This is a genomic window from Polaromonas sp. P1_E3 (assembly GCF_056405935.1).
The window spans coordinates 1-19,179 of the sequence record NZ_JBFUBD010000007.1; the positions used below are offsets into that span (position 1 = coordinate 1).

At 63.9% G+C, this 19,179-nt stretch carries 16 protein-coding genes; 3 read left to right on the top strand and 13 right to left on the bottom strand.

Features of this window, described 5'->3' with window-relative positions:
• Window positions 1–1,074 (top strand): TRAP transporter large permease subunit (locus AC1D0Z_RS02735; protein ID WP_477656706.1); only part of this gene is annotated, 1,074 nt, incomplete at its 5' end.
• Between the two features lie 132 nt (window positions 1,075–1,206).
• Window positions 1,207–4,530 carry a fused isobutyryl-CoA mutase/GTPase IcmF gene (icmF, locus tag AC1D0Z_RS02740; protein WP_477656707.1) on the top strand — a complete coding sequence of 1,108 codons (3,324 nt, stop codon included), beginning with the start codon at window positions 1,207–1,209 and terminating at the stop codon, window positions 4,528–4,530.
• Between the two features lie 47 nt (window positions 4,531–4,577).
• On the opposite strand, the gene AC1D0Z_RS02745 is transcribed toward icmF, so the two are convergent.
• From AC1D0Z_RS02745 to AC1D0Z_RS02790, 10 genes are all read right to left on the bottom strand, one after another.
• Complete coding sequence (locus tag AC1D0Z_RS02745) at window positions 4,578–5,066, bottom strand: DoxX family protein (protein ID WP_477656708.1); 489 nt, start codon at window positions 5,064–5,066, stop codon at window positions 4,578–4,580.
• The gene (locus AC1D0Z_RS02750; RefSeq protein ID WP_477656709.1) at window positions 5,063–5,965 is read right to left on the bottom strand and encodes an HvfC/BufC family peptide modification chaperone; all 903 of its coding nucleotides are present in this window, start codon (window positions 5,963–5,965) and stop codon (window positions 5,063–5,065) included. The genes AC1D0Z_RS02745 and AC1D0Z_RS02750 overlap by 4 nt, the downstream gene beginning before the upstream one ends.
• Window positions 5,962–6,846, bottom strand: coding sequence for an MbnB/TglH/ChrH family RiPP precursor modification enzyme (locus tag AC1D0Z_RS02755; RefSeq protein ID WP_477656710.1), 885 nt, complete (start codon window positions 6,844–6,846; stop codon window positions 5,962–5,964). The genes AC1D0Z_RS02750 and AC1D0Z_RS02755 overlap by 4 nt, the downstream gene beginning before the upstream one ends.
• A gap of 93 nt (window positions 6,847–6,939) precedes the next feature.
• Complete coding sequence (locus AC1D0Z_RS02760) at window positions 6,940–7,221, bottom strand: BufA1 family periplasmic bufferin-type metallophore (protein WP_477656711.1); 282 nt, start codon at window positions 7,219–7,221, stop codon at window positions 6,940–6,942.
• Window positions 7,222–7,384: 163 nt separating this feature from the next.
• Window positions 7,385–7,975, bottom strand: coding sequence for a peroxiredoxin family protein (locus AC1D0Z_RS02765; protein ID WP_477656712.1), 591 nt, complete (start codon window positions 7,973–7,975; stop codon window positions 7,385–7,387).
• A 428-nt stretch (window positions 7,976–8,403) separates the two neighbouring features.
• Window positions 8,404–10,827: a TIM-barrel domain-containing protein gene (locus tag AC1D0Z_RS02770; protein WP_477656713.1), complete on the bottom strand. Its 2,424-nt coding sequence runs from the start codon at window positions 10,825–10,827 to the stop codon at window positions 8,404–8,406.
• Between the two features lie 42 nt (window positions 10,828–10,869).
• Window positions 10,870–11,871 carry an ABC transporter ATP-binding protein gene (locus AC1D0Z_RS02775; protein ID WP_477656714.1) on the bottom strand — a complete coding sequence of 334 codons (1,002 nt, stop codon included), beginning with the start codon at window positions 11,869–11,871 and terminating at the stop codon, window positions 10,870–10,872.
• A gap of 15 nt (window positions 11,872–11,886) precedes the next feature.
• A complete protein-coding gene (locus tag AC1D0Z_RS02780; protein WP_477656715.1) occupies window positions 11,887–12,942 on the bottom strand; it encodes a carbohydrate ABC transporter permease in 1,056 nt (351 codons plus the stop codon).
• Window positions 12,943–12,952: 10 nt separating this feature from the next.
• Complete coding sequence (locus AC1D0Z_RS02785) at window positions 12,953–13,942, bottom strand: carbohydrate ABC transporter permease (RefSeq protein ID WP_477656716.1); 990 nt, start codon at window positions 13,940–13,942, stop codon at window positions 12,953–12,955.
• A gap of 139 nt (window positions 13,943–14,081) precedes the next feature.
• Entirely contained in the window at window positions 14,082–15,371 is a 1,290-nt protein-coding gene (locus tag AC1D0Z_RS02790) for an ABC transporter substrate-binding protein (protein WP_477656717.1), read from the bottom strand.
• 507 nt (window positions 15,372–15,878) lie between these two features.
• On the opposite strand from AC1D0Z_RS02790, the gene AC1D0Z_RS02795 reads away from it, so the two are divergent.
• The gene (locus tag AC1D0Z_RS02795; protein ID WP_477656718.1) at window positions 15,879–16,907 is read left to right on the top strand and encodes a LacI family DNA-binding transcriptional regulator; all 1,029 of its coding nucleotides are present in this window, start codon (window positions 15,879–15,881) and stop codon (window positions 16,905–16,907) included.
• 129 nt (window positions 16,908–17,036) lie between these two features.
• Here the strand turns inward: AC1D0Z_RS02795 and AC1D0Z_RS02800 are convergent, their stop codons facing one another.
• The 3 genes from AC1D0Z_RS02800 to AC1D0Z_RS02810 form a co-directional block, all read right to left on the bottom strand.
• Window positions 17,037–17,198 carry a hypothetical protein gene (locus AC1D0Z_RS02800; protein WP_007863796.1) on the bottom strand — a complete coding sequence of 54 codons (162 nt, stop codon included), beginning with the start codon at window positions 17,196–17,198 and terminating at the stop codon, window positions 17,037–17,039.
• 75 nt (window positions 17,199–17,273) lie between these two features.
• Window positions 17,274–18,110 (bottom strand): amidohydrolase family protein, encoded by an 837-nt coding sequence (locus AC1D0Z_RS02805; RefSeq protein WP_477656719.1) that lies wholly within the window; start codon window positions 18,108–18,110, stop codon window positions 17,274–17,276.
• Between the two features lie 3 nt (window positions 18,111–18,113).
• Window positions 18,114–19,142 carry a tripartite tricarboxylate transporter substrate binding protein gene (locus AC1D0Z_RS02810; RefSeq protein ID WP_477656720.1) on the bottom strand — a complete coding sequence of 343 codons (1,029 nt, stop codon included), beginning with the start codon at window positions 19,140–19,142 and terminating at the stop codon, window positions 18,114–18,116.
• Window positions 19,143–19,179 lie beyond the last annotated feature (37 nt).

The window sequence follows — 19,179 nt, forward strand, 5'->3', positions numbered from 1 at the left end:
GCGCTGTGGAGCTACCAAAGCATCACCAATCCGGTGGCCGAGGAAGCGTCCACGATGCAGCGCATTGGCGAAGCGCCGGCGGCAGAACGCAGCAGCGGATTGGCAGAGCCGCCCGCTGAAGGGGGACTGAGCGAACCGCCCGCGCAAAGTGGCTTGCAGGAACCACCGGCCGAAGGCGGATTGAAGGAACCTGCGGCCGAGGGCCTGAAGGAGCCTCCGTCTGAGGGCGTGAAAGAGCCGCCCGGCGCCGCGTCCTCTCCAGCTGCAGCAGCCGCACCGGGTGCACAGGTTCCCATGGCCGCTGCCATGGATAAAGTGCCGGCGCCAGCCTCTTACTGGATCAGCGTGGGCGTAGGAGCCGCCGTACTCGCAGCGTTCTATGCGCTGCTGAGTTTCACGCGGCTTGAAATCTTCAAGATGCTGCTGACCAGTTTCTTCCCCCTGCTGATCCTCATCATGGCGGTGCTCGGCTCCATCGTGATGGGCCTGGCCACACCAACCGAGGCCGCGGCAGTCGGCGCACTGGGCGGCTTCCTGCTGGCAATTGCCTACCGGCAACTCACTTTCAGCGTGGTCAAGGAAAGCGTGTTTCTCACGGCCAAAACCTCGGCGATGGTGTGCTGGCTGTTCGTCGGCTCCGCCATCTTCTCTGCGGCGTTCGCGCTGCTGGGCGGGCAGGAACTGGTGGAGCGCTGGGTGCTGTCGATGGACCTGACGAAAACCCAGTTCCTGATCCTGTCTCAGGTCATCATCTTTGTGCTGGGCTGGCCCCTGGAATGGACCGAGATCATCGTGATTTTCATGCCCATCTTCATCCCCCTGCTCGACAATTTCGGCGTTGACCCGCTGTTTTTCGGTTTGCTGGTGGCGCTGAACCTGCAGACGGCCTTCCTTTCGCCCCCGGTTGCCATGGCGGCTTTTTACCTGAAAGGAGTGAGCCCGCCGCATGTGTCGCTCAACCAGATTTTCCTGGGCATGCTGCCCTTCATGGGCATCCAGATCATTGCCATCGTGCTGCTGTACATCTTCCCGGGCATTGGCCTGTGGCTGCCGCAGATGCTGTACGGCCGGTGACCTCGCCGATATTGGCAAATGCAGGAAAAAGGGGCGCTTCGGCGCCCCTTTTTATTTTCCGGGGAAAGCAGTAAGATTGACGTTTACGTAAACGTCAATTAAAAGCGCCTATCACTCGCTCCGGAGACACCCATGACCGATATGTCCGCTGAATACAAGGCACTCGCCAGCTACCGCCCCACCCACAAGGTGCGCTTCATCACGGCGGCCAGCCTGTTCGACGGCCATGACGCAGCCATCAACATCATGCGGCGCATCCTGCAAAGCATGGGCGCCGAGGTCATCCACCTGGGCCACAACCGCAGCGTCGACGAGGTCGTGACGGCCGCCCTGCAGGAAGACGCGCAGGGCATCGCCATCAGCTCCTATCAGGGCGGGCACGTCGAGTATTTCAAGTACATGGTCGACCTGCTCAAAAGCCGCGGTGGCGAGCACATCCAGGTGTTCGGCGGCGGCGGCGGCGTCATCGTGCCGCCCGAAATCCGCGAGCTGCATGCCTATGGCGTCACCCGCATCTACAGCCCCGAGGACGGCCAGAAGATGGGCCTGGCCGGCATGATCGGCGAGATGGTCATGCGCTGCGACAAGGACCTGACCGGCCTCGCACCGAAGAACGTCAAGGCCATTGAAGGCCACGGTGAGATGAACTGGCGGGCCCTGGCCCAGCTAATCACCGCGATGGAGAACGGAAAAGCCGATGCCGCGCTGGTCGGCAAGGTGCGCGAGCAGGCCGCTGCCCGCAAGATCCCCGTGCTCGGCATCACCGGCACCGGCGGCGCAGGCAAATCCTCGCTGACGGACGAACTGATCCGCCGCCTGCGCCTGGACCAGAACGACAAGCTGCGCGTGGCAATCATCAGCATCGATCCGTCTCGCCGCAAGAGTGGTGGCGCGCTGCTGGGCGACCGCATCCGGATGAATGCCATTTCGCCGTGGACCGTTCCAGTTGCCGGCCAGAAGAATGCAGACAGCGGCCAGCGCGTCTTCATGCGCAGCCTGGCCACACGCGATTTCGGCTCCGAAATAAGCCAGGCCCTGCCCGACGTGATCGCCGCCTGCAAATGCGCGGGTTTCGACCTGATCGTGGTCGAGACCTCGGGCATAGGCCAGGGCGACGCCGCTATCGTCCCGCATGTCGATGTGCCCATGTACGTGATGACGCCGGAATTCGGCGCGGCCAGCCAGCTCGAAAAAATCGACATGCTGGATTTCGCCGAGTTCATCGCCATCAACAAGTTCGACCGCAAGGGCTCACTCGATGCACTGCGCGACGTCTCCAAACAGGTGCAACGCAACAAGGAAGCCTGGAGTACGCCAGCCGACAAAATGCCGGTCTTCGGCACCATGGCCGCGCGCTTCAACGACGACGGCGTGACCGCGCTTTACCAGGCCCTCAAGCCGCGCCTGGCCGCCCTGGGCCTGGCGCTCGAGGGCGGCGTGCTGCCCGCGGCCGAGGTGCGCCACAGCACCAACCAGACACCCGTTGTGCCGGCCGCGCGCACGCGCTACCTCGCCGAAATCAGCGACACCGTGCGCGGCTACAAAAAGCGTGCCCGCGCGCAGGCCCAACTGGCGCGCGAAGTGCAGCAGCTCAAAGCGGCAGCCGCCATGCTCAAGATCGACAAGCCCGACCGCGCACCCGCCGCCGAAGCCGCGCTAGACCTGGCCGGCCACCGCAAGGCGCGCATGGATGCCGACGCCCGCGCCCTGCTAGCCCAATGGCCCGACATGCAGGCCGCCTATGCCGGCGACGAATACGTGGTGAAAATCCGCGACAGGGAAATCCGCACCGCATTGACCACCAAATCCCTGTCGGGCACCACCATCCGCAAGGTGGCCTTGCCGCAGTACGAAGACCACGGCGAGATCCTCAAGTGGCTGATGCTGGACAACGTGCCCGGCAGCTACCCCTATACCGCCGGCACATTTGCCTTCAAGCGCGAGGGCGAGGACCCGACCCGCATGTTCGCCGGCGAGGGCGACCCCTTCCGCACCAATACGCGATTCAAGCTGCTCAGCGAAGGCATGGCCGCCAAGCGCCTGTCCACCGCATTTGATTCGGTCACACTCTACGGCAACGACCCGGCCCTGCGGCCCGACATCTACGGCAAGGTCGGCAACTCGGGCGTGTCCATCGCCACGCTGGACGACATGAAGGTGCTGTACGACGGCTTTGACCTGTGCAACCCGTCGACCTCGGTCTCCATGACCATCAACGGCCCGGCGCCAACCATCCTCGCGATGTTCATGAACACCGCTATCGACCAGAACCTGGAGAAGTTCAAAAAAGACAACGGCCGCGACCCAACCGCGACCGAAGCCGCGAAGATTCGCGAATGGGTGCAAGAGAACGTGCGCGGCACGGTGCAGGCCGACATCCTCAAGGAAGACCAGGGCCAGAACACCTGCATCTTCTCGACCGAGTTCAGCCTGAAAGTCATGGGCGACATCGCCCAGTACTTCGTGCATAACCGGGTGCGCAATTTCTACAGCGTTTCCATCAGCGGCTACCACATCGCCGAAGCCGGCGCCAACCCCATCAGCCAGCTGGCTTTCACGCTGTCGAACGGTTTTACCTTTGTCGAAGCGTATCTCGCGCGCGGCATGCACATCGACGACTTCGCGCCCAACCTGAGCTTTTTCTTCAGCAACGGCATGGACCCCGAATACACCGTGATGGGCCGCGTCGCGCGCCGCATCTGGGCGGTTGCCATGAAAGAAAAATACGGCGCCAACGAGCGCAGCCAGAAGCTGAAGTACCACATTCAGACCTCGGGCCGCAGCCTGCACGCGCAGGAAATCCAGTTCAACGACATTCGCACCACGCTGCAAGCCTTGATTGCCATCTACGACAACTGCAATTCGCTGCACACCAATGCGTTCGACGAAGCCATCACCACGCCCACAGAAGAATCGGTGCGCCGCGCCATGGCCATCCAGCTCATCATCAACCGCGAATGGGGTTTGACCAAGAATGAAAATCCCTCACAGGGCGCCTTCATCATCGAGGAGCTCACAGAACTGCTGGAAGAAGCGGTGCTGCTGGAGTTCGAACGCATCGCCGAGCGCGGCGGCGTGCTGGGCGCCATGGAAACCGGCTACCAGCGCGGCCGCATCCAGGACGAGTCCATGCACTACGAGATGCTCAAGCACACCGGCGAACTGCCCATCATCGGCGTCAATACCTTCCGCAACCCGCATGGCGATGCGGTACAGGACAAGCTCGAACTGGCCCGCTCCACCGAAGAGGAAAAGCAGAGCCAGCTCCAGCGCCTGGACGATTTCCACCGCCGCCACGCGGCAGAATCACCGGCCATGCTAAAACGCTTACAGCAGGCCGTGATTGAGAACCTTAACGTCTTCGAAGTGCTGATGGAGGCTGTGCGCGTCTGCTCGCTGGGTCAGATCACCAATGCGCTGTTCGAGGTGGGTGGGCAGTACCGGCGGAATATGTAAGCTGCCGGAAGTTGCCGGCCATTTGACCCATAGCCATATTTTGTCTATCACTGACCGGGTAGAAAACGAGGTCCGACCCAGCGGTCCAGCGACCACGGACCCAGGCCGTAAATGGCCAACCCCGCCAGCAGCGAGCCCCAGAATACATGCTGCTGCAGGGCAGCCGGGGCGATCTCGCCGAGAGAAATAACCGCCACGGCGTTCACCACAAACAAGCCCAGCGGCGAGAAGCGCCCGCCCAGGCCCAGCACCAGCAGAACCGGCAGGGCGATCTCGCCTGCCGTACCCATGGCCGCCGCCAGTGCGGGGGGTAGCAGGGGTACCTTGTATTCGTCGGTGAACAAGGCCACGGTGATCTCCCAGTCCCGGAGCTTGGTCAGGCCCGAGAGAAAGAACACTTGCGCGACGTACAGCCGCGCCAGCAAAGCGGCAAGCGGCTGAAGCGAATCCAGCGAACGGGTCAGCAGGCGCCACAGGCCCAGGCCGCGCTGCACAAGGCCTGCTCGACTTGCATGGGCAGATTGGATGGTGTTCATGAATGTTCCCCTGGGTTGTTATGAAAGTTGGAAGGGTTGGGCCCGGCAGAATGAGCCGGCTGAGAAAGTAAATAGGGCAGCCTGCGCACCCCTGTGACAAGGCCGTCCTGTACGGCCCGGCTTAACCAGTGTTCGAAGCTGAACGCTGCTGCGGCGCCCGATGTGCCAACGGGCGCACATGCCAATGCGTCGTCCAGTGCGGCGTCGAGCGGGCTCCCGGCTTGAAGCGCCGCCAGCAGGGCATATTCAGCCGCAGTGATCACGCACACACGAGGCTTGAAACCCTGCCGCCACACCTGTGCATGCTCTGCCGTGCCGGAGCGCAGCAGCGCACCCGCCTCAGCCAGCGCAGGCTCACCCAGCAGGTGGGCATTGACAATGCTGGCCGCCGGGTAGGCGCTGGCCAGCAGAAGAACACCGGCGCCCAGCGTCAGCGTGACCTCCGCAGGATCGACAGAGGAGAGCAGTGAAAAAGAGTGCGGGTCAGCCTGGGCATCGGCGGCCGTGGCGGCCTGGTGCAGCGCCCATTCAATGCGCGCGACGTCGCCCAGATAGGGCTCGTCCGCCAGTTGCGGCGCCGCTTCCAGAAACGCCGCGAGGCCATCGCCCCAGCAAGCGACATCGCCGCGGCCGGGAGGATGGCGCCGCCAGAAATGCCGCGCGAGCGGCGCAAAACTTTCATCCCCGATCAGCTGCGCAAGGACCGGGTAGGCTGCGCCCAGCGCCCGCTCCGCCAAAGCAAGCCCGTTAGCCTGGTAGGCCTGCAAACCCCTGCGTGTCAGCCGTCCATGGGCTCCGCCTTGCTGGAGATGGGGCCAAAGGCCGCTGTCGTCACGCTCACCCAGCAGGGCCTGCAACAACGCTTGCTGCTCCTGGGCCAATGTGTCGATCGTGTTCACGCGCCCACCGCCTGCGACGCGTCCGCGGTGATGTTGCGCGCACTGGCGGCTTCATCCAGCAACACCGCCAGCGGCGGGATATCGGTATCCCACTCCACCAGCGCCGGCACGCCGCCAAAGCGCTGCTGGGCGTGGCGGTAGATCTGCCAGACGTCGGTGCATACGCGGCCGCCATGGTCGTCGATCACGATATCGCCGCCGTCGTGGTGGCCGGCCAGGTGAAGTTCACCGACGCAGGCGGGCGGGATCTGCTCCAGCCACCGCAGGCAGGCGCCCAACGGGTCGGCCGCGCTCCCGGCAAGGCGGGCATTGAGCGCATTGACATAAATATTGTTCACGTCGACCAGCAGGCCGCAACCCGTGCGCTCTACCAGCTCACGAAGAAATGTGGTTTCCTCGCGGTCGGAACTGTTGAAGTGAAGGTAGGCCGACAGGTTCTCCACCAGCAGCGGCCGTTTCAGGCGATCCTGCACGCGCTGCACGTTAGCGCACATCACATCGAGAGCGGCATTGTTAAAGGCCAGGGGCAGCAGGTCTGCAGCGTGCAGTACGCGGCCCGGCGGCGCGCCGCGTGCAAAACAGGCGTGGTCGGAAATACGGACCGGCTCGATGCGCGCCGCCAGGCGGGCCAGCTGGTCCAGGTGCCAGTCATCGATGCCGCATGCCGAACCCAGGGCCAGTCCCACACCGTGCAAGCTGACGGGGTAGTGTTCACGCGCCTGACCCAATACAGCCAGCGCGGCACCCCCATCACCAAAAAAATTTTCTGAATGAACCTCGATGAAATCAAGGGCTGGCAAGGACTCCAGCAGTTCGCCGTAGTGGGAATGCCGCCAGCCAATGCCGCAAGTGATGGTACCTGGGGGATGTGAGGAAGACATGATGGATGCTGCTCAGGTCTGGCGTGAAGGTCTGCAGGAAGGGCGGCCGGCCATCCGGCATCGCCCTTTTCCTTATCCTGGCGAGGTGTGTGGTCAGCTCTTCTTTTCCATGGCCTTCATCTTGGCCTGCTCTGCGGTCATGCCCTTCATGCCGGCACACGTGCCCTTGGCAACATATTTCCATTCGTTGGCATCTGCGCTGACCTTGGACTGGCCGGCGCACGAGTGGGTTCCGCTGAGGTTGGCGCAGTCGTTCTGGCCAGCAGTGGTGATGCCGTAGCATTTTTCTTTTTCCTGGGCGGCTGCGGGTGTTGCAACCAGCATGGTGGACAGCAGGGAAGCGGCTGCAGCGGCAATCATGGCGCGTTGGTTCATGGTGAAAACTCCTGTTAATTCGTGAATTGTGAAAGTTGAACAACAACCACGGCAGAGGTTTTTCTGTGTGGTTGCGAGTTAGTCTGGTGAGCTCTGTTTTTCTTACGCCACTTCAAAAAAATTTGCGTGGTGGTGACCGAGCCTTTCGTCGATGCGTGTTTTGCTAGAGCAAGTCGGCGATGCGGTCCCAGGCCTCAGGAGGAATGCGCCCCACATAGCGCTCGACGACCTTGCCGGCCTTGTCGACCAGGAATGCGGCCGGCAATTGCGCGGGCTTTCCCACGTTGTCCTTGTAACCCCCGTCTCCCGTCCAGAGCTGCACGAAGCGCTGCTTCAGGGGGACTGTTCGGGAGATGATGCGCTCGTAGTCGAGGAAATCCTGCATGCGTGTGTCGGTGTTGACGGCGACCAGTTCAAAAGGTTTGCCTGCCCAGCCCTCGTAGTTGTTACGCAATTCCGGCATCTTGTCGCGGCAGACCGCGCAGCCGGTTGACCAGAACATCACCAGCACCACCTTGCCCTTGAGCGAAGACAGCTTGAAAGGAGCGCCTTCTATCGTCTTTCCCTCGATCTGCGGCATGGCGGTGAGTGCCGCCGCAGGAGGTGCGCCGGCGACCGCGGGGGCTGCCGGAACCTGCGCGAAAGCCGATGCCATCGACATCACCGACGCAAGAGACAAAAGCAGGGCCCGCGGATAAATGCCCTTGAGTCGGTAGGTAGTTTTTGACGGTGGTGTGCGTTCGGTCGGGTGCATGGCAATGTCCTTGGTAGTGATCTACTTGAGGTAGTAGTCGCCGCCCGGCAGAATTTCTTACGCAAATTTGGATTTTTGCGAGTGATGGATGCTTAGCCTGCCATTCATGGCCATTTTGAGGGGCATGGGGCGGCTCATTCCGCACCCGGTTACCGTTCAACCAAGGAATTTGAATTGCAACTCGCTCAGAAGGTGGCTTGGTTCTGAGGGTCTGCGTAGTCCAGTCTGAGGGGTTCACTCCGATATCAGACGGCAAATGACAGCAGAGTGAGCCCGTCAATCTCATGAGGCACCCAGGCGCTCCTTTGCAGCAACTCGCGCCTAATCTTTCGACTAGTTTTGAGCACGCTGCGGTAAGCGCATGATCACTGGCACGTCTACAAAGCCCAGAGCCCATGCAGGCCAGGGGCCGACTCCATTGTTGCCCGTTAGAGCTTCAGGGTCAGCCGTCTCCAGGCGCCTTCAAGCTGCTCATGCACCGGCACTCCACCGGAAAAACTGAGCGTACGTTGTTCGGCCGCCGGCAGCAGCAGGGCCAGACTGTCCTGCGCAGGCGGCCGCGTACCATCACGGAACACCGCGATATGCAAGCCTTGCGCAGTGGACTCAACATGCAGGCGCCATTGCCCAAAAGCGCCGCTGCGCCAAGCCTGGGTATGGCCGTCGTCTTCAAAACACGTGGCCTCGAAACTGCCGTCATTCTGGAAGGGAAACACCTGAAAGCCGCGCAAATCCTCGACATTCGCGAAATGGGTCTCACCGAGGTTCAGGGGTATGGCGCAGCCTTCGCGCGCGAGCAGCGGAGGCGGCCCATCCAGCGGTGCCTCCAGCGTGATCCATTGGCCGGCATTCAAGCGCCGCGCCGTGCGCATTTCGTACCAACCCCCGGTACCGGGCAACCAGACACGGCGCTGCGCCTGCCCGGGCTCGACCACCGAGGCCAACAGCAGGTTGGCGCCCAGCAGCATGTCGTCGTTTTCCTCCAGGCAATGCGCGTCTTCAGGAAAATCGTGGTACGTCGGCCGGATGATGGGCTCGTACGTGCTGTGGTAACGCCACACTAGGTCGTACAGGTAAGGTATGAGCCGGTAGCGCAGGCGGATCAACTCGCGCACCTGCGGCGTCGCTTCGGGGTACATCCAGGGCTCATTGACGGTTTTGTCGTCGTTCCATGAATGGATGCTGAAGCGCGGCAGGAAGATGCCGTGCTGCACCCAGCGCAGCAGCAACTCGGGCCCCGGCGCGGGACCTGAGAAACCGCCGATGTCATGCCCGGTGTTGGACACGCCGGACATCGCAAGGCCCAGGCCCATGCGGATGTTGTAGCGCAGGGTTTCCCAGTCCGTGTAGTTGTCGCCCGACCAGGTCTGCACATAACGCTGCATGCCGGCGGCGCCTGAGCGCGACACCAGGTAGGGCCGCTCCGCCGGCGCGAACTCGGACTGCGCGGCGTGCGAAGCCTGCATCATCAGCAGGGTCTGCAGCGGGCGCGCCTCGCGCGCAGGGCGCGGCATGCCGAATCCGTGGGCCACGGCCTTGTCGCTCCAGATCTCGTACTCGTTGTTGTCGTTCCAGGTGGCGGGGATGCCGTATTCGAGCAATTGTTCGGTGACTTGCTGCTTCCACCACGCGATGGTGGCGGGGTTAGTGAAGTCGAGGTAGGCACCGGTGCCGTCCCAGAACTGTATGGCGGTGGGCTGGCCGTCGGGGTCCTGCACCAGCAGGCCGGCCCGACTGGCCTCTTCGAAGCGCGGATGGGTGCTGAGCAGCGCAGGCTTGATGTTGGGCACCAGGCGCACGCCGCGGTCCAGGTAGCTCTTTACGAAGCGCGCAGGGTCGGGAAATTTCTCGCGATTCCAGTTAAAGACGTAGCGGCCGTTGCCGATAGAGGTGTAGCCCGACGAGAGGTGGAATGAGTCGCAGGGAATGTCATGCTCTTCGCAGCGCTCGAGGAACTCGCCCATGCGTTCCTGCGCGTTCGGTGCGTCGGTGTAGGTCATGGTCGAACCCGAATAGCCCAGCGCATAACGCGGCGGAAAGATGGGCCGGCCGGTGAGCCAGGTGTAGCGTCGCGTGATGGCGGCCGGGTCGGCGCCAGCGATGTAGTACAGGTCCAGGTCGCCGTGGTCTGCCACGAAGTAGCGGTAGTGGCCGTGGTAGTTGTCCATCTCGCGGCCCATGTCGAAGCTGCAGTCGGACAGGGTGTCGTAGAACAGGCCGTAGCACAGGCCCGCGTCCTGCCGACCACCATCACCTGATTTTCGCGTAATGTAGAACGGGATGTGCTTGTACAGCGGGTCGGTGCTGCGCGCGCTGTACCCCATGGGGTCGAGGTTGCACATGCGGTAGCGCTGGCCGGCGCGGTTGGCGTCACCGGCACGCTCGCCCAGACCGAAGTAAGCCTCGCCGCGTTCGCGCTGCAGGTAGTGGTAGACCTTTTCGTCCCACCAGCCGAAGTTGTAGCTTTGCGTGGAACGGTCGGCGGCGGTGGTCTGCCAGCGGCCCTGGCGCCGGCTTTCCCAACGGCAGAAGAACCCTTTGAGCGCGACGGTCAGGCGCACGGCGCCGGTTGTAAGTTGCAGCTGTTCGCCCTCTTCCTTGAGGTCGAACGCGGGCAGCGAAAAACCGCTCACGTCAAAACGGTCGCGTCCTTCGACGGGCACGTTTTCCAGGCCGGGCGCCACTGTCCAGCTGCGCGGCATTTGCAGTTTGCCTTGCGGCAGCAGCAGCACGCGGACGATGTCTTCTTCGAGCACCCAGATGTGGGCCACGGCGCCGCCGTCGCTGGCCAGCACAAGGTGGTTGTCGTTGCGGGATTGCAGGGCGAATACGGGAGGATGGTCCAGGCGCATGGTGGAGAGTCGAAAGGAATTGGGATCAGCCGGGCACGGCACTCAAAGGCGCAGGCCGTTCGCGTCGAAGTAATGCAGCTGCTCCGCGGGGGCGCTGACCTTGACGGTATCGCCGCGCTTGATCGTGGTCTGGCCGTTCAGGATCAGTTCAAACGGCGCGTCGGGCACCACCTTGCCATGCAGGATGCTGGTGCTGCCGAGCTGCTCGACCTGGGTTACCGAGAGCTGCAGCGGGCCGTCGTCCGACAGCTGCGCGTGCTCGGGCCGTATGCCCACGGTCTGCGCGCCGGGTTTGGCGCCCGGCATCTGCGCCGCCGGCACGAAGTTCATGCGCGGGCTGCCGATGAAGCCGGCCACGAACTGGTTGCAGGGGCGGTTGTACAGCTCCAGCGGCGAGCCGACCTGCTCGATACGGCCGGCGCGCAGCACCACGATCTTGTCGGCCATGGTCATGGCCTCGATCTGGTCGTGGGTGACGTAAATCATGGTCGCGCCCAGGCGGGCGTGCAGGTCGCGGATTTCGGCTCGCATGGAGACGCGCAACTCGGCGTCGAGGTTGGACAGCGGCTCGTCGAACAGGAACAGCTTGGGTTCGCGCACGATGGAGCGGCCTATGGCCACACGCTGGCGCTGGCCGCCGGAAAGCTGGGTGGGCTTGCGCTGCAGCAGCGGCGTGAGCTGCAGCAGAGCGGCGGCGGCGTTGACCTTGCTTTCGATGACCGGCCTGGCCACGCCCAGGTTCTCCAGGCCGAAAGCCATGTTGTCGTAGACGCTCATGTGCGGGTACAGCGCATACGACTGGAACACCATCGAGCAGCCGCGGTGCGCGGCGCTGACATCGTTGACGCGCTGGCCGTCGATGCGGATGTCACCGCTGCTGGCGGGCTCCAGCCCCGAGATGATGCGCAACAACGTGGATTTTCCGCAGCCCGAGGGGCCGACGAAGACCACGAATTCGCCGTCGGAAACGGTCAGGTCCACACCATGGATGATGACGGCTTTGTCGAAGGTYTTGACGACGCTGGCGAGTTCAAGAGTGGCCACGGGAGAATCCTTGGTTTATTTGACGCCGGCGCTGGCGATGCCGGTGGCGATGTATTTCTGCAGGAAGGCAAAGACCAGGGTGATCGGAATCAGGGTGATCACCGTCATCGCCAGCAGGTAGTGCCACTGGGTGTTGAGTTCGCCCTGGAAGGCATTGAGCGCCAGCTGCAGGGTGAAGTGCTCCGACTTGGACAGCACGATCAGCGGCCACAGGAAATCGTTCCAGCGCCACATGAACGAGAAGATGGCCAACACCGCCATCGCCGGCGCGGCCAGCGGCAGGATGATCTTCCAGTAGATGCGCCACTCGCTGGCGTTGTCCATGCGCGCGGCTTCGAGCAATTCGTCGGGAATGGTCAGCATGTACTGGCGCAGCAGGAACACGCCCGTCGGCGTGGCGACTGCGGGCAGGATCACGCCCCAGAGGTTGTTCAGCAGGTTCAGTTCCGAGATCACCAGAAAGGCCGGCACCAGGATGATGGTCGGCGGGATCATCAGCGTAGCGATGATCAGCAGGAACACCGTCTTTTGCCCGGTGAACTGATATTTGGACAGCGCGAAAGCCGCCATCGAATTGAACAGCAGCGTGAGGATGGTGGCCACCACAGTGATGAACACGCTGTTCCACAGGTAAGTACCGAAAGCAAATTTTCCGAACAGCTCGGTGTAGTTACCGCCGGCGAATTTGAGCTCATTCACCGGCTTGCGATCATTGATGTTCACGCGCAGTTCGGTCTGCGGCGCCGCGGGGTCGACCATGGTGGCGACCAGGCCGATGCGGCGCACCTGTGCCAGCACGCGGGTTTTGCCCTGCTCGTCCTTCGCCATGAACAGCGGCAAGGGCTTGTCGTAACCGGCCACCACCGCTTCCTTCTGGCTGTAGGGCAGAAAGGTCGGTGGGAACTGGCTGAGTGCGCTTTCGGTCTTGAAGGACGACATCACGAGCCACAGCACCGGGCCGAACATCACGATGAGGCCGACAAGCAGGTAGGCGTAAGAGACCCAGTCGGTCCAATGCAGGCTGGTGCCGCCGTATTTTCGGCCCCTGGTGCGGGTAAGGAAATTTGCCATTACTGCGTCCTTACTTCTTGATTTTTCCGGCCTCACCGGCTTTGGACAGCCGCAGCTGCGCGAGCGTCAGGGCCATCAGGCCGGCGGCCAGGATCAGCGAAGCCGCGGCGGCCAGGCCGTAGAGGTGGATCTGCTCGGCAAAACCGGTCTGGTAGATGTACTGCACGATGAAAGTGGTGGCCGAACCCGGGCCGCCGCCGGTGAGCACAAACACTTCGTCAAAGCTCTGCACCGCGCGGATCATCACGAGCACCAACACCACGATCAGGTTGGGCATGAGCAGCGGCAGCGTGATGCGCCTGAGCACGCGAAACGGCGGCGCGGCGTCCATTTCAGCGGCTTCGTAAACATCTTTCGGGATGGCCTGCAGGCCGGCCAGCAGGATGAGTGTGTAAAAACCCATGTGGGCCCAAATCGACACCACCACCACCCAGAAAAAAGCCCAGTGCCGGTCAAGCAGCCAGTCCATCGGCTGTGCGCCCATGGCCACCAGGCCGGCATTGAACACACCCTGGCTTTGCAGCAGCCACTTCCAGATCAGCGCCACCACCACCGGCGACAGCAGCACCGGGTAGAAGAACACGCCGCGCCAAAAACCGCGACCGATGATCTTGCGGTTCAGCACCAGGGCCGTGACCAGCGAGAAAAACACCATCAAAGCCACCTGGATCAGGCTGAACTTCACCGTGTTGGCGATGGAGCGCCAGAAGATGTCGGTGCGGCAGGTCTGCAGGTCGGTGTAGTCGCGGCACTCAAGCAGGATGGCGAAGTTCTCCAGCCCCGTAAACGGCCGCTGCATGGGCAGCAGGTTCACCCCGCCGGTCACCGCATACACCAGGTTCACCACGATCGGCAAAAAGGTGAAGAGGCTGATCACCACCAGGTTGGGCCCGACGAACAACCAGCCTATGCGCGAAGCACCCAGCCATTTCTGGCCCAGCCGGAAGACCGGTTCAAACAGGTTGAACAAAAAGCCCAGGAAGGCCGAAAAAACCGACATACAGACTCCGATCAACTGTCATGGCACCGCCTGGCCCCAGTCTTGCCCAGTGACAGCGCGGAACTGGCTCCGCCAGGTCGCAGGTGTCGCCCCCTGCAAGGGGGAGGCGTGCACGCAGTGCGCGCCACGGGGGTGTGCTTTACTTCTCGGCTTGCTTGACCGCCTCGGCCATGTCGGTGCCGATCTTCGTCACGGCCTCGTCCACGCTGATTTCCCCCACGATAGCCTGGGTGACCCGGGTCACGGTCGGCAGCATCAGGGCGCGGTTGTACTTGTAGCCCTGCAGCGCGTAGGCAGCCGGCGCCAGGGTGGGAGTGCCACTGGTAAAGACGGTCAGTGCCGCCTTGGCGGCCGGCCCTGCGCTGGTGTACGCCAAGCCCCGCTTGGCCACCCCGGCGTGGGCTGGAATGGTATTGGTGCGCGAGGCGAATTCGGCGACGTTGGCCTCCTGCGCCATGAAGTCCAGGAAGCGGCCCACTTCCTTCGGGGACTTGGTGGTTTTGAGCGCCACCCAGGCCGCGCCGCCCGGCATGCCCGAACAAGCGGCGGGGCCGCACGGATTAGGCACGGCGACCCAGTCGAAGGCGTTGCCGATTTCCTTTTGCATGCGGTTGATCTGCCAGGAACCCGACAGGATCATCACTACGCGGCCGTTCTTGAACTCGCCCACCGCATCGGCATAGCTGGAACCGCCCGAACCGCCCCAGACGTCTTTCAGCATGGTGCCGTCCTTGTGCCAGGCAACGAACTTGCCCACAGCGGTCTTGTAGCCCGCATCAACCGTGAGGTTGCCCTTGGCATCAAAAATCTTCGCGCCATAGCTGACGGCGGGACCCGCGAAGCGGTGGCCGGAGCGGTCCCAGGCCATGGCGGCCGGGGTCTGCGTGGCCTTGGCCACCTTGCGCGCCGCGTCGGCCCACTCTTCCCAGGTGGCCTTGGGGCCGGGCAGCGGCACCTTGGCCTGCTCGAACAAGGTCTTGTTAACGAAAGGGCCGGTCATGGTCATTTGCGACAGGAAACCGTAGATGCCCTTGTCGCCCGCCTTGTTGCGCATCCAGGGCAAGGTGCTGCCAAAGTTGTCTTCCCAGTACTTGCGGTCCTTCACATGGGCACTGATGTCGATGTAATTTTTCGACAGGCCGCCGATTTCGGCGACACGCGCGATGTCGGGGCCCTGGCCGGCTGCCAGCTGCACCGGCAGCTGCTCGACCACCGTCTTGTAGGGCACGGTGTCAAGGATGACCTTGGCGCCGGGATTCTGCGCCTCGTAGCGCTTGATAAGGTCAGCGGTCACGTCGCACTCATTGCCGTCCTGGTAACACATGACCCGGATGTCGGCGAAGGCGCCGGTAGCCAGCGTGGCGACGGCAACGCCCAGGAGGCCGGCGCGCGTGGCGCGGCTGGCGAGAAAACGAAGCTGGAAGTTCATGGTTGTCTCTTTCTGGAAAAAGGAAGTGGGGCCGATCGATCGCCAGCTTCACGAATGCGCGTCGGCCGCTGGCGCAGGGGACGCCGACCCGCATGGCCGGGATGGGGTAGCCGCGGCACTGTAGATCGCCGCGATCGCGAGCAGGAGCACCGGCAGGGGCCTGCCGTCGCTGTGCGTGCTGCTGGAGGTGAAAACCATGTCGTCTTGTGCCGTTGGTTTGCGATCGTTGCGGTGCTTTGGGCTATTATGGCAAACGTTTGCCTATTCTTGGCAATCGTTTGCCACACTTGTCAGCCACAGCTTTCTCGGTTATATGTTTTGTCTTGGCACGCACTGATCGCGCCGCCGGCCGGCACCCCCGCCGCCCCTTGTTTTCCCAAAATACGACCCATCGATGCTTCGCTCTTCACCCGCCGGACTCCCGCCTCGGCATCCGCATGACCGGCCTTCGCCCCAATTCAACGTTCGCTGCGGCGTCCAGACCCGGCAGGCCTGCCGCCCGCACCGATGACCGACGACATCCCGCGCAGGCGCAAGGGCGTCGGCCCGGTTTCGCTGAGCGAAGTCGCCGTGCAGGCCGGCGTCTCCATCTCCACCGTCTCGCGCATCGTGAACGGCGAGACCCGGCGGGCTTCGCCGGAAACGCTGGCGCGCGTGCGCGAGGCGATCAAGACCGTGGGCTACCACCCGAACCAGCTGGGGCGCGCGCTGCGCAACCGTGAGAGCCGCCTGGTCGCGATGCTGGCCGCCAACCTCGACAACCCGGTGATGGCCACGCTGGCAGCCTCCACCGAGGCCGCGTTGCGCGAGGCCGGCTACACGATGATCCTGTGCGACACGCACGACCGGCCGGAGCTGCAGGACGACTATCTCAACGCCATGCGTTCGCAGGTCGTGCAGGGCTACGTGATGGTCGCGGCCCAGCCCAGTGCTGGCCTGCGCGACTTCGTGGAGCGCGGTGCGCCTATGGTCTTCGTCAGCCGGCGCAGCCCGTTCGGCACCTGCGCCTTCGTGGGGCCGGACAACCTGGCGGCCGGTGCCGCCGCTGCAGACTACCTGCTCGACCGCGGCATCGACGCGCCGGCCGTGGTGTTTCCGTCGCGCGGATCGTCCACGACCCGGGAACGCGTGCAGGGCTTCTGCGAGCGGGCCGGCGCCAGAGGCGTGTCAGCCGACCAGATCCGTCGGGTGGAGGCCCCGGGCATCTCGCACCTGGAAATCGGTTACGCCGCCGGGGCCCAGTTCGCGGCGCCCGGCGCCTGGCCGCGTGGCGCGATGTGCATCAGCGACCAGGTCGCCTATGGGCTGCACCGCGTGGCCCGCGAGAGCGGGATCCGGGTGCCCGGCGACTGCGAGCTGGTCGGCATCGACGGCAACCCGATCAATGCCTGGCTCGCCCCGTGGCTCACCTCGGTCGAAATTCCGCATCAGGATTTCGGACCGGTCATCGTGGACCTGATGCTGAGCCTGTGGGGCGGCGCAGCGCCACGCGAACGCCTTATGCCGCACCGCATGGCGGCTGCGCTCGAGAGCTAAAACAGGCCCAGGCCTGAGCCGCCGTGTCCATGCTGTTCATTCAGACGGGTGATCCCAAACGGCATAAAAAAAGCGCCCCAGGGCGCTTTTTTTATGGATGCAGCTCAAGGGCCGCATCAGCAGACCGGCTCAACCCTGGTGAGGGCGCTTGCCTGGGTTCTTTTTGCTGCGGGTGTGCGAACCGCGCTCCAGGCTGATCTTCTGGCCGCGGCCGGTGGTGATGGTGTAGCCCTTGGGAGGGACTGGCTTGGGGGCGCAGATGTCGGCTTCGACTCTGATTTTCTTGGGCATGGAGGACTCCGGGTTAAAAATGGCGTAGCCCGTGATTTTAAGCCACTCCGGGCATGGGGCCGCGTCCGGGGGTTCTCAGGCGTATAAGGCGGCCGGCGCCTGCTCCCGGGCGCATCGCGCCTGGACCGCCGTCAGCGAGCGCACCACGGGCTCCCAGGTGCTGGCGTAGGCGGGTAGCGCGTCGGGCGCAAAGGCGGTGTGCGGCCAGTCGGAGCCCCAAACCAAATGCTGGCCGAATAGCCCCGCGACCTTGCGGATGGCCACGTCCAGCACCTCATAAGGTGCCGTTGCGCCCAGGCGGTACCAGCCCGAAAGCTTGATCCAGGCGCCCTGCCCGGCGAGCTGTTCCAGCGCCAGCCAGGCCGGGTGATCTGGAGAAACGCCGGCGTGCATGCCGGCGAGGTGGTCCAGCACCGCCGGTACCGGGCTGGCCACATGCAGGGCCGCGATCRCSGGSAGGTCKTSGGGCGMGGCATACCACTGCACATGCCAGCCCAGCGCGCGCAGGCGCGGCGCCAAGGCCTGGAAACTGTCCCGGGCGCCTTCACCCTCCCCGGCCTTCAGGCTGTCCCCGACGGGAGATACCAGGTTAAAACGCACCCCGCGCACGCCGAGGTCATGCATGGCCTGCAGCGCCGCATCGTCGATGGACGGCGGCAGCACCACCACACCGCGATGCCGCCCGCCACCGGCACGCAAGGCGTCGAGCAGCACCGTATTGTCGGTGCCGTAGACGCTGGGCTGCACCAGTACCAGGTGGCCGAAGCCATGGCCTTGGGCGAGTTGCTCGATGTCGGCCAGCGGCCGGTGGGCGGGCCGGTAGTGGCCCGACGCAACAAGCGCAGCGGCGTCAAACACGTGGATGTGGCTGTCCCAGCCGGGCGCCACCAGGTCAGGCGTGGAACTCTGCACCGCTTAACCCGTGGTGATCTTGCGGTCTTTGATGATGCGGCCCCATTTGAGCTGCTGGGCCTTGAGGAAAGCCTGGGTCAGCGCTTCGGGGCCCTCGGGGAATGCTTCGCCGCTCAGGCTGCGGATGCGGCCCAGCACTTCGGGGTCGGCCATGGTCTTGCGGATGGCGGCGATCAGCGCGGCTTTGGACTTGGCGTCTATGCCCGCGGGCGCCAGCACCGGGTTCCATTCGAGCACCTCATAAGCCGGCACGCCGGCTTCTTCCATGGTCGGCATGTCGGGCAGCGAGCGCGTGCGGCGCCGGCTGGTCACCGCCAGCGGGCGCAGCCGGCCCGACTGGATTTGCCCCAGCGAGGAGGCCACGTTGGCGAAGAACAGCGGCACCTGGCCGGCCATCACGTCGTTCATGGCCGGGCCGCCGCCGCGGTAAGGCACGTGCACCAGCTTCACGCCGGCCAGGTCTTCAAACAGAGCGCCGGCCAGGTGCTGGGCCGAACCATTGCCCGAAGAGGCATAGGCGATCTGCCCGGGTTTGGCCTTGGCCAGGCGTATCAGGTCCTTGACACTTTTGGCCTCAAAACCGGGCGTGCACACCAGCACGTTGGGGAACTGCGCCAGCACGGCCAGCGGCGCGAAAGCCGTGTCGGTGTCGTAGGGCAGCTTGGGATAGAGCGCGGGATTGACGGCGAAGGACGAGGCATCGACGAGCAACTGCGTGCCGTCGGGCACAGCGCGCGCCACCTGCGTCGCGGCGATCTGGCCGCCGGCGCCGGGTTTGTTGTCGACCAGCACGGTCTGGCCCAGGAACTCGGCCATGCGCGGCGCGATCAGCCGCGCCATCAGGTCGGCGCCGCCGCCCGCGGCATAGGACACGACCAGCGTGATCGGCTTGCCGCCGGCGATCTGGCCTGCGGCATGGGCGGCAAAGGTCCAGGGTGCGGCGACGGCCGCGCCCGCGGCCTGCAGCACGAGGCGGCGCGAGCGGTTCAAAGGTTGCGCTTTGCTTGCCGGGTGATTGCTTGGGTGTGACATGGGTTTCTCCGGTTTCGGGGGGGGCATTCAAGGGGTG